2 protein-coding genes are annotated in these 11,906 nt (G+C 66.4%); both read left to right on the top strand.

What is annotated here, in order from left to right; genetic code table 11:
• A partial coding sequence (locus XF30_RS38240) for a phosphopantetheine-binding protein (protein ID WP_204524526.1) occupies nucleotides 1–382 on the top strand: 382 nt, incomplete at its 5' end.
• Nucleotides 375–11,906 (top strand): non-ribosomal peptide synthetase (locus tag XF30_RS25315; protein WP_109144163.1); only part of this gene is annotated, 11,532 nt, incomplete at its 3' end. The genes XF30_RS38240 and XF30_RS25315, both read left to right, overlap by 8 nt.

Here is an 11,906-nt window from a genome sequence, read left to right as displayed (position 1 = left end):
CCTGCCGCTGACGCCGAACGGCAAGATCGACCGCAAGGCATTGCCGGCGCCGGATCAGCTCGCGGAGTCAGAACGCATCGCGCCGCGCACGCCGGCGGAGGCTGCATTGGCCGCGATCTGGGCCGATCTGCTGCGCCAGCCCAATATCGGTGTCACCGACAATTTCTTCGAGCTCGGCGGCGATTCCTTGATCGCAGTCCAGCTCGTCAGCCGCATCAAGCGGGATCTCGGCCACGACCTGCCGCTCAATCGTCTGTTTGAATTGACGACCGTTGAAACCATGGCTGCTGCGCTGGGCCTGGAGAGCGAGATCGACAAGCGAAGCGACGACATCGTAGCGATGCTCGACCTGTTGAAGGAAGTCGAACTGTCCCATGAGTGACACGGCAACCACGCAAAAGCAGCAGCTGCGCGACATTTCACGGCGCTTGATGCGTCTCGATTCCGGCAAGCAGCACGCGTTCGTGTCGCAGCTCGCGGCGAAGGGCGTCAACCTCGCCATGCTGCCGATCGTGCGCCAGGGGCGAAAGCGGGCGCCGCTGTCCTTTGCGCAAGCGCGCCTCTGGTTCCTGTGGCGGATGGATCCGTCCAGCGCGGCCTACAACATATCAGCGACGGTGCGCGTGCGCGGCCAGCTGCAACCACGCGCATTGCAACAGGCGTTCGATATGCTTGTCGCCCGCCACAGCGCGCTTCGCACCGTCTTTCGGCAGGAAGGGGAGCAGGCCGAACAAGTCATCCAGGTTCCGCAGCCGGCCGCATTGCGGCACCTGGCCCTCGATGGCGACGACCGCGAACGGCAGGCGCGCGAGCTTGCGCGGCAGGAGGCTTCGCTGCCGTTCGATCTCGAGGCCGGCCCGCTTATGCGCGCGACGCTGCTGACGCTGGACGAGGGCGATCACTTCCTCGTCGTCAGCCTGCACCATATCGTGGCCGACGGCTGGTCGATGGGCGTGCTGGTTGATGAGTTCTGGAAACTGTACGCGGCATTCGCTTGCGGTGAAGAACCGGCGCTGCCGGAGCCGGAGATTGACTATGCCGACTACGCCGAATGGCAGCGGCTCTGGATGAGTGCGGTCGATGGCGAACGGCAGGTCGGCTACTGGACCAGGCGTCTCGCCGATCCGGCGGTGCTCCAGCTGCCGATCGACCGGCCGCGCCCGGCGGTCCCGGATCTGGCGGGATCGGCACATCGCATCCCGCTCGACCCGGCGCTAGCCGATGGCTTGCGCGGGCTCGCGCGGCGGCATCGCACGACCCTGTTCGCCGTCCTGCTGGCGAGCTTCAAGCTGCTGCTCTATCGCTACACCGGGCAGTCCGACATCAACATCGGCGTGCCCGTCGCCAACAGGCATCGCGGCGAAGCGCGCGGCGTGATCGGTCTGTTCGTCAATACCCAGGTGCTTCGCACGCAGATCGACGGCCGCGCGGCGATCGCGGACTTCATTGCGGCGGTTCATGCGGCCACTGTCGAGGCACAGGAAAACCAGGACCTGCCGTTCGAACGTCTGCTCGAAATCCTTCGGCCCACGCGCAGCCTGAGTCAGAATCCACTGTTCCAGGTCCTCTACAATCATCAGCGCCGTCGGGCGTCGGCTAGTCCATCGGATCGGACCGGTCTCCAGATCGAGACGATCGATACGGAGGTCGATGCCGTCAAGTTCGACCTCGCGCTCGATACCGAGGAGGGGCTGTCAGGCGAAATCCGCGCCGTCTTTACCTATGCGGCGGCGCTGTTCGAGGCGGCGACGATCGAGCGTCTTGCCGCGCATTGGACCACGACCCTGAAGGCCATGGTCGCCGACGACGCGCAAGGGATCGCCGATGTGGCGTTGCTGTCCGAACAGGAACTGGGGCAGTTGCGGCAATGGAATCGCGCCGACGAAACGGCAAGCTCATCGTTCACACCGGTGCATCGGACGGTTGCACGGCTGGCCGCCGAAACGCCCGACGCGCCGGCGCTGGTCTTCGGTGACGATGAAATCAGCTATGCCGAGCTCAACCGCCGCGCCAATCGGCTCGCGCACCACCTGATCCGCCTCGGTGTCGGGCGCGACGACCTTGTCGGTGTCTCGGCACGGCGTTCGCCAGGCCTCATTACAGCGCTGCTCGCCATCTTGAAGACGGGTGCAGCCTATCTGCCGCTCGATCCCGAGCATCCGGCCAGACGACAGGTCGGCACCCTGCGCGATGCCGGCGCGCGTGTCGTGCTGGTCGACGCAGATAGTTCGGCGTTAACGCCGCCGCCAGCTGGCGTTGTGGTCGTTCCGCTCGGTGCGATCGATCTCGCCAAGGAGAGCGAAAGCGATCCCGAGATCGCGGTGGTGCCAACCAGCCTTGCCTATGTGATCTACACCTCCGGCTCCACCGGCATCCCCAAGGGCGTCGCGGTCGAACACGGTCCGTTCGCCATGCACTGCGAGGTGACGGCCGGGCTCTACGACATGGATCGGCACTCGCGCGAGCTGCACTTCCTGTCCTTCACCTTCGATGGCGCCCATGAGCGGCTCTGGACCGCACTGACCTGCGGCGCAGCGCTCGTGATGCGGGATGCGGACCTGTGGTCCGCCGAACAGACTATCGAGGTTCTGCGCCGGCAGCGCGTCACCAATGCCGGATTCCCGCCCGCCTACCTGCAACAGCTCGCTGATTTCGCGATGTGGCGTGGCGATCCGCCGCCAGTCGAGCTGTACTCGTTCGGCGGCGAGGCGATGCCAAAGGCCGGCTTCGACAAGGTCAAGCGCGCGCTCAAGCCGCGGGCATTGATCAACGGCTACGGGCCGACCGAAACCGTGGTCACGCCGCTGGTCTGGAAGGTCGATGCGAGCGAGGAGATCGACGGCAATTATGCCCCGATCGGTCGCCCGGTGGGCCGCCGCTCGGCCTACATCCTGGACAATGATTTCAACATCGTCCCGGTCGGCGTGACCGGTGAACTGTTCATCGGCGGCGAGGGCTTGGCGCGCGGTTACTGGCAGCGCGCCGAGCTGACGGCCGACCGCTTCGTCCCTGATCCGTTTGGCGCGCCGAGCGCGCGGCTGTATCGCACCGGCGATCTGGCGCGGTGGCGCGCCGATGGCATCATCGAATATGTGGGCCGGACCGATCATCAGGTGAAGATCCGCGGCTTACGGATCGAGCTCGGCGAGATCGAGGCATGGCTGATGCGGCAGGCCGGCGTGCGGTCGGCCGTGGTCGTTGCCCTTGAAGCCAGCGTCAGCCGTCAGCTGGTCGGCTATGTCGCCGGCGATGGGCCGTTCGACGAAGCGGCGATGCGTGCGGCGCTCTCGGATGAGCTGCCCGACTACATGGTGCCGGCCCGCATCGTGCGATTGGACCGGCTGCCGCTCACCGCGCACGGCAAGGTTGATCGCGACGCCCTGCCGGCGCCTGAGATGCCGGCCGCAACCACCGCGCATGTCGCGCCGCGCTCCGCAGCCGAGACGGTGCTCGCTGCGATCTGGGCCGAGCTGCTCGGCCAGCCCGCCATCGGCGCCACCGACAATTTCTTCGAGCTCGGCGGCGATTCCATCATCTCGCTGCAGCTGGTCGGTCGCGCGCGCCAGGCGGGCCTGCTGATCGAGCCGCGTGACGTCTTCCGGCATCAGACCTTGCAGGATCTGGCGCGCGTGGCGCGGAGTGAAGACAAAGCGGAGATCGTCGCCGCTGAGATCGATCTCGACGGCCACGAGCACCTGCTGCTGCCGATCCAGTTGCGGTTCCTCAGTGAGGATGCAGGGGACCGTCATCACTGGAATCAGGCCGTCCTGCTGATGCCGAAGTCGCGGCTCGACTGGAAGCTCGTCGAGCTCACGCTTGCCGCTCTTGTCGCGCATCATGCGGCCCTGCGCCTGCGCTTCGAGGAGATTGATGGCGGTTGGCGCGCGACCTACGGCGCTACACCGCCAACGTCCGAGCTGCTGTGGATTCTTGGTGACCTCCAGGATGCCGCCGCAGTCACGAAGGTCGCCTCACAAGCTCAGGCCAGCCTGTCGCTGGCCGGGCCGCCGTTGCGTGTGGTCGGCATGGATCTCGCGGACGGCAGCCAGCGGCTTCTGGTGGTGGTGCATCATCTCGTCATCGACGGCGTGTCATGGCGTGTGCTGCTCGAAGACTTTGCGACGGCGTACGATCAGCTCCGCCAGGGCGCGGCTTCAGTCGCGCTGGCGAGGAGCGACTCTTATGCATCCTGGGGCGCGCGATTGCAGACCTATGCTGCGACCGACGAGCTGGCAGCCGAGCTCGACTATTGGCTGGAGCGGGGATCGCATGCGGCGTTTCCCTGCGATGACGATCATGGCGGGGTCGACCGGGTTGCAGACGGCGAGGAGGTCCTGCTGGCGTTCGACGCCGGATTGACCACGCGGCTGCTGAAGGAAGCCCCGTCCGCCTACCGCACCCAGGTCAATGATCTCCTGCTGGCGGCACTTGCGCGAGCCGTGTCGCGCTGGGGCGGGATCGAGGACGTCGTCGTCGAGCTCGAAGGCCATGGCCGCGAGGACGTCTTTGCGGGCGCCGATGTGTCCCGCACCATCGGCTGGTTCACCACTGCTTTTCCGGTGCGGCTGTCGGGTAGCTCCGAGGACGATGCCTCTCTGATCAAATCCATCAAAGAGGAGCTTCGGGCCGTTCCCAACCGCGGGCTGGGGTACGGCATCCTGCGCCATCTCGGCACCGAGGCGCAGCGGAGCGCCCTGGCGACACGCCCTGAGCCGCGCATCGTCTTCAACTATCTCGGCCAGTTCGATTCCAGCATGGGAGAGAGTGCCCCGTTCCGCCTCGCGCCCGAGAGCTCGGGGCCGATGCGCAGCGAAAGCGCGCCACTCGGCCGCTGGGTCAGCATCAACGGTCAGGTCGGCGAAGGACAGTTGCGCCTGTCGTTCAGCTATGGCCGCAGGCGTTACCGGCGCGCAACGATCGAACGTCTCGCCGAGCATTACGCGGCTTCCTTGCGCGAACTCGTCGCGCATTGCACGGGCGGCGCCCGCGGCATCACGCCGTCGGACTTCGCCTTGTCGAACCTCAAGCAGGCTGATCTCGACGCGCTGGTCGCGACGATCGACTGCCGCGAGATCGAGGACATCTATCCGCTGTCGCCCATGCAGCAGGGCATGCTGTTCCATGCCCTTCGTGATGGCGAGAGCGGCAATTACGTCAACCAGATCGGCCTGGAGGTACGTGGTCTCGAGGCCGGCAGGCTGCGCGCAGCCTGGCACGAGATCAGCTCGCGCCACGCCGTGTTGCGAACCGGATTTGCGTGGCGCGAGCTGTCGGGGGCCGCGCAGCAGGTGGTCTATCGCTCTGCGCCTTTGCCATTCGCGGAAGAAGACTGGCGCTCGCGGGCGGCCGCCATGGAAGAGGAGGAGCTGCGGGTTGCGCTCGCGGGTATTGCGCAAGCCGAACGTACCAGGGCATTCGATCTGTCTCAGGCGCCATTGCAGCGGGTCCGGCTGATCCGGCTCGACGAGGCACGCCACTGGCTGATCTGGACCCATCACCATATCCTGCTCGACGGCTGGAGCGCCGCGCGTCTGATGGCCGAGATCCTGCAGCACGAACGCGGTGCGCGACTATCGGCCGTGAAGGGCCGCTACCGCGACTACATCGCGTGGCTGCAAAGGCAGGACCGCGACGCGTCCGCGTCGTTCTGGCGATCGGCCTTGGCCGAATTGGACGAGCCCAGCTTCCTAGCGGACACGCTGGGAGGACCTGCGGCCAACGGTGCTTCCGGCCATGGCTCGTCGGACCTGCTGCTCACGGCCGACCTGACGGCAAGCCTGCAAGCCTTTGCGCGGCGCGAGCGCGTCACGCTGAACACGCTGGTGCAAGGCGCTTGGGCGCAGCTGTTGCGCCGCCACACCGGTCAGCGCGCGGTCTGTTTCGGTGCGACGGTCTCGGGCCGGCCGGCGGAGATCAGCGGGGCCGAGGAGATGGTCGGCCTGTTCATCAACACGCTGCCCGTCGTCGATCAGGCAAGCCCGCAAACCGAGATCGGAGCGTGGCTGCGCGATCTCCAGGCGCGCAACACGGATCTGCGCGATCACGGCTGGATGCCGCTGTACGAAATCCAGCGTCTTGCCGGCCGTTCCGGACGCGCGTTGTTCGACAACATCCTCGTGTTCGAGAACTATCCGATCGATCAGGCGCTACGGGGCGAGAGCGAAAGCGGACGCCGGTTCGGCCGGGTCGAGCAGGTCTCGATCACCAACTATGCGCTGACGGTGGCGGTCTTCGCCAAGCCCGACGGCATCAATCTGGGCTTTCGCTACGATCGCAGCCGCCTCGACCACGATCATATCAGATATCTGCAAGCCTCGCTGTCGCAACTGCTGGCCAGGATCGTGGCGGACGCCTCGCGGCCGCTGGGCGCGCTGGACAGCCTCGATGCCGATGAGGAGCAGAGATTGCTCGGCTGGGGCGGCAGCGCCGAGCGGGCACCGAAGCTTGGCGACACTATCGTCGCGCAGATCGAAGCCCGGGCCGCGGCTTCGCCATCGTCGATCGCGTTGATCTTCGGTGAACGGCAGATCAGCTATGGCGAGCTGAACGCGCGTGCCAATCGCCTGGCATGGCGGTTGCGGGAGCACGGGATCAGTCGCGACCGGCTGGTCGGCTTGGCGCTCGAGCGCAGCATCGAGCTGATCGTCGGCGTCCTGGCCGTGCTGAAGGCCGGAGGCGCCTATCTGCCGCTCGATCCCGACTACCCGTCCGATCGCCTGCTCCACATGCTGCGTGATAGCGGAACGGCGCTGGTGCTGACCCAGGAGCGGCTGCTTCCGCATCTGGCGTCTGTGATCACGGATGCGGACGTCGAGGCCTGGACAATCGACGGCGAGGCTGAAGCTCGGATCGGCGCGCCTGCCGGCAATCCCGACCCGGCGCTTCATCCGGACAGCCTGGCTTATGTGATGTACACGTCCGGCTCGACCGGCGTACCCAAGGGCGTCGCCTGCTCGCATCGCGCACTCGCGGCACGGCTCGGCTGGATGCAGGCGGAGTATGGTCTCGATCCCGCCGAGACCTTGCTGCACAAGACCCCGTTCAGCTTCGACGTCTCGGTTTGGGAGATATTGTGGCCGCTCGCAACCGGCGCGCGGCTGGCGATCGCGCCTCCAGGCGCGCATCGCGAGCCGCGACTCCTGGTGGACGCCGTCATCGCCCATGACGTGACGACGCTGCACTTCGTGCCGCAGATGCTCGAGCATTTCGTGGCCGAGCCCGGCGCGGCGCGCTGCACCTCGATCAAGCGCCTGTTTGCTGGCGGCGAGGCGCTGTCGCTCGATCTCATGACGCGTGTACGTGCGGCGTTCCCCCACGTGCGATTCGACAATCGCTACGGTCCGACCGAGGCTCTCATCAACGCCACGTATTGGACTTGTCGCGACGAGGATGGGACGAGCGTGCCGATCGGCCAGCCCATTCCCGGCGTGACGATCCGCATCCTCGACGCCGATCTGAACATGGTTCCGGCGGGCGTCACCGGCGAGTTGTTCATCGGCGGGGCGGGCTTGGCGCGGGGCTATTGGCGACGCGAGAAGCTGACGGCGGAGCGCTTCATTCCGGATCCCTTCGGGGAGCAAGGCGAGCGGCTCTATCGGTCGGGAGACCTGGCGCGCTGGCGCGCTGATGGCGCGATCGACTATGTCGGACGCGCGGATCACCAGGTCAAGATCCGCGGCTTCCGCATCGAGCTCGGTGAGATCGAGGCCCGGTTGCTCGAGCAGTCCGGCGTTCGCTCCGCCGTGGTGGTGGCGCGAGAGGTCGGCGCCGGCCGGCAGCTCGTTGGCTACGTCAGCGGCACGGCGGAGTTGGAAGAGGCTGCGCTGCGGACAGCGCTGTCGGCCGTCCTGCCGGATTACATGGTGCCGCCGAGAATTGCCGTGCTGGAGCGGCTGCCCTTGATGCCGAGCGGCAAGGTTGATCGCCAGGCGCTGCCGGCGCCCAACATGGCCTCTGGCCATGCGGATCATCAGGCGCCACGCACGCCTGCGGAGATCGCCTTTGCGGCGATCTGGGCCGAGCTGCTCGGCCGGCCGGCCGTCGGCCTCACCGACAATTTCTTCGAGCTCGGGGGCGATTCCATCATCTCGCTCCAGATGGTGAGCCGCGCCCGGCGCGCCGGATACCTGATCGAGCCTCGCGACGTATTCCAGCATCAGACGCTCGAAGCTCTGGCGCGCGCGGCGCGGACCGAGCAGCGCACGGGGACGCTCGCCGATCAGGGGCAGGTCATCGGCCCGCATCCGCTCTTGCCGATTCAGTCCCGCTTCTTTGCTGAGGACATGGAGAATCGGGATCATTGGAACCAGGCTGTGCTCTTGCATCCGCGAGAGCGCCTCGACTGGAACGTGATGCGGCGCGCGCTCGCCGCCGTGGTCGATCATCATGATGCGCTACGCCTGCGCTTCGAGCAGAAGCAAGGAAGCTGGTATGCCGAGCACGGCGCTGCTGTTGGCGCGGAGGAACTGCTCTGGGTCCGGCAGGCGGCCGGCCGCGATGCCGTGACGGCGCTGGCATCGTCGGCGCAAGCAAGCCTGTCGATCTCCGGCGGGGAGCTGTTACGGGCCGTCGGCATCGATGTCGCTGATGGCAGCCAGCGTTTTCTGATCGTGATCCACCATCTCGTGGTCGACGGGATGTCATGGCGCATTCTGCTGGAGGACGTCGCGTCCGCTTACAGGCAGCTTGCGAAGGGTGACGCCGCGGCCGCGCTTCCGCCCAAGACTCATGCTCACGCGCTGTGGGGTCAGCGCTTGCGGGCTTACGCGACCTCGCCAGAACTGGCGACGGAGTTACCCTACTGGACCAGCCGCTGTGCAAATGCGGACGTTCCCTGCGACGAGGACCACGCGGGCAACGATCGCATCGCCGATGCCGATGAGGTCCTGCTGTCATTCGAAAGTGAATGGACGCGGCGCCTGCTGACGGATGCGCCATCGGCTTATCGTACGCAGATCAATGATCTCCTTCTTGCCGGCCTTGCACGCGCCGTCTGGCAGTGGAGTGGGCAGGACGACGTTCTCGTCGAGCTGGAGGGGCATGGCCGCGAGCCTCTCGCTGGCGATCTCGACCTCTCGCGCACGGTCGGCTGGTTTACGACGGCTTTTCCCGTGCGGTTGGCCGGTGGCTCGGAAGATCCTTCGTCATTGATCAAGACCGTGAAGGAGGAGCTTCGCGTCATTCCCGGCCGCGGGCTGGGCTACGGCGTATTGCGCTATCTTGGCTCCGAAGAACGACGTTTGGCGCTATCGCATGCCGGCGAGCCGAAGATTGCGTTCAACTATCTCGGCCAGATCGACGGAGGCGATGAGGCGGCGCTGTTCAAGATGGCAGCGGAAAGCGCGGGCCGATCGCGGGATGCATCGAGCCCGCTGCGACGCTGGCTGACCGTGAACGGCACGGTGCGCGATGGTCGGTTGTTTCTATCGTTCGGGTTCGGCCGCAAGCGCTATCGGCGCGAGACGGTCGAGCGGTTGGCTGCGTTGTACGAGGCTGCGTTGCGCGAGCTGGTCGATCACTGCACCGGCGGCGCTTGCGGCCTGACACCATCGGACGTGGCGTTGTCGGGGCTGGGTCAGACCGAACTCGACAGGCTTGCGCTTGATTGGCGCGAGATCGAGGACATCTATCCATTGTCGCCGATGCAGCAAGGCATGTTGTTCCATGCGATGCATGACGGCGAGAGCGGGCTCTACGTCAACCAGGTCGCGGCGGAGATCCGTGGGCTGGACGCCGGAAAGCTGCGCCGCGCCTGGCAGGCAGCCAGCGATCGTCACGCGGTGCTGCGGACGGGATTTATTTGGCGTGACCTGTCCGGCGCGCCGCAACAGGTCGTCTATCGACGGGCCGAAGTGCCCTTTATCGAGGATGACTGGCGAGCACGGAGTGCGACCTGGGACCAGGCGCAACTGGATGCGGCGCTGGCCGACGTTTCGCGGCAGGAGCAGGCCGCCGGCTTTGACCTGTCGCGGCCGCCCTTGCAGCGCGTTCGGTTGATCCGGCTCGGCAACGACAGGCATTGGCTGATCTGGACGCATCATCACATTCTGCTCGATGGGTGGAGCTCGGCGCGGTTCATCGCCGAAGTGATGCAACATAACGGCGAGGGGCGCCTGCCGCCGTTACGGCACCGCTATCGCGACTACATCGCGTGGCTGAAGAGCCGCGACAGCGACGCATCGGCGGCGTTCTGGCGCAATGCGACGGCTGGGCTGGTCGAGCCGAGCTTCCTCGCAGGCAGCCTGGCCGAAGGGGGGGACGTGGAAACGTCCGGCCATGGCATGCTTGCGCTGGAGCTGGATCCTGCCATGACCGGACGGTTGCAGGAATTTGCGGCGCGCGAGCGGATCACGATGAACACGCTGGTGCAGGCGGCATGGGCGCAGTTGCTGCGGCAGCATACCGGGCAGGGGACGGTTTGCTTCGGTGTCACCGTGTCGGGCAGGCCGCCCGAGCTCGCCGGCGCCGAAGAGATGGTCGGCCTGTTCATCAACACGTTGCCCGTGATCGACGGCGTCAGCCCGCAGCAGGCCGTCGGTGCATGGCTGCGCGAATTGCAGGATCGCAATCTGGCCCTGCGCGAATTCGGCGCCACGCCGCTCTATGAGATCCAACGGCTGGCAGGGCGTCCCGGACGGCCGCTATTCGACAGCATCCTGGTGTTCGAGAATTACCCGGTCGACCGCGCGCTGATCGGACAGAACCGGCAGACCCAGGTCGGCGAAACCCGGATCGTCGAGAGCAGCAATTATCCTTTGTTCGCCAGCATCGGCGTCGATGAGCGCCTGCGCCTCGTCTTCAACTATCAGCGCAAATATTTCGACGAGGCTCAGATCGCACGGCTGCAGCGAACCTTTGTGCGGCTGATCGAGGCGCTGAGCATGGATGCCGATCGACCGGTCGGGATGATCGCGGCCCGCGACCCCGCGGATGACGTCCTGCTTGCACGGGCGAACGATACGCGCCGGGATGAACCGCGCGAAGGGATCATTGCGCAATTCGAGGCACAGGTCCGGAAGTCACCTGAGGCGATCGCGCTGGTGTTCGGCGAGGTGGGGCTGAGTTACGCTGCGCTGAATGCACGCGCCAACCGGCTGGCGCGACGATTGCGGGATCGCGGCGTCGGGACCGAAATCGTGGTCGGGCTGGCGCTCGAGCGCAGCGTCGAGATGCTGGTCGCGCTGTTGGCGGTGCTGAAGGCCGGCGGGGCCTATTTGCCGCTCGATCCGGATTACCCGCCGGAGCGGCTGGCGCATATGCTGCGCGACAGCGGCGCGGCGCTGGTGCTGACGCAAGAGGGATTGCACGATCAGTTCGCAGCCATCCTGGCGGAGACCGGCGCGGAGGCGTGGTTCGTTGATGGACAGGACGGCGAGGGCGGCGATGCCGGCAATCTCGATGTCGCCGTTTACGGCGAGAGCCTCGCCTACGTGATCTACACGTCGGGCTCGACCGGCCTGCCCAAGGGCGTGATGGTTCGCCATGATGCGGTGACGAACTTCCTGGCGACCATGGCGAAGCAGCCCGGCATGACGGCCGGCGACCGCGTGCTCGGACTGACCTCGCTGTCCTTTGACATCGCAGTCCTGGAGCTGTGGCTGGCGCTGACGATCGGCGCCTGCGTCGTGCTGGCGGATCGCGCGGCCGCGCATGATCCTGGCAAGCTCAAGGCGATGGTGGCGCGGCATGGCGTCTCCGTGATCCAGGCAACGCCATCGACCTGGCGGATGCTGCTCGATCATGACGGCCCTGCGCTGCCGGCGAGCTGCCGGGTGCTGTGCGGCGGCGAGGCGCTGCCGCCGGATCTGGCGCGGCGGCTGGTGGCCCAGGCCGGCGAGGCCTGGAACCTGTACGGCCCGACCGAGACCACGGTGTGGTCGGCGCGCCATCGGCTCGATGCGATGGAC

It is taken from the genome of Bradyrhizobium sp. SUTN9-2 (assembly GCF_003122645.1).
GTDB lineage: Bacteria > Pseudomonadota > Alphaproteobacteria > Rhizobiales > Xanthobacteraceae > Bradyrhizobium > Bradyrhizobium yuanmingense.
The sequence above is the reverse complement of the archived record's forward strand: the minus strand, read 5'-3'. Positions and strand labels throughout refer to the sequence as shown.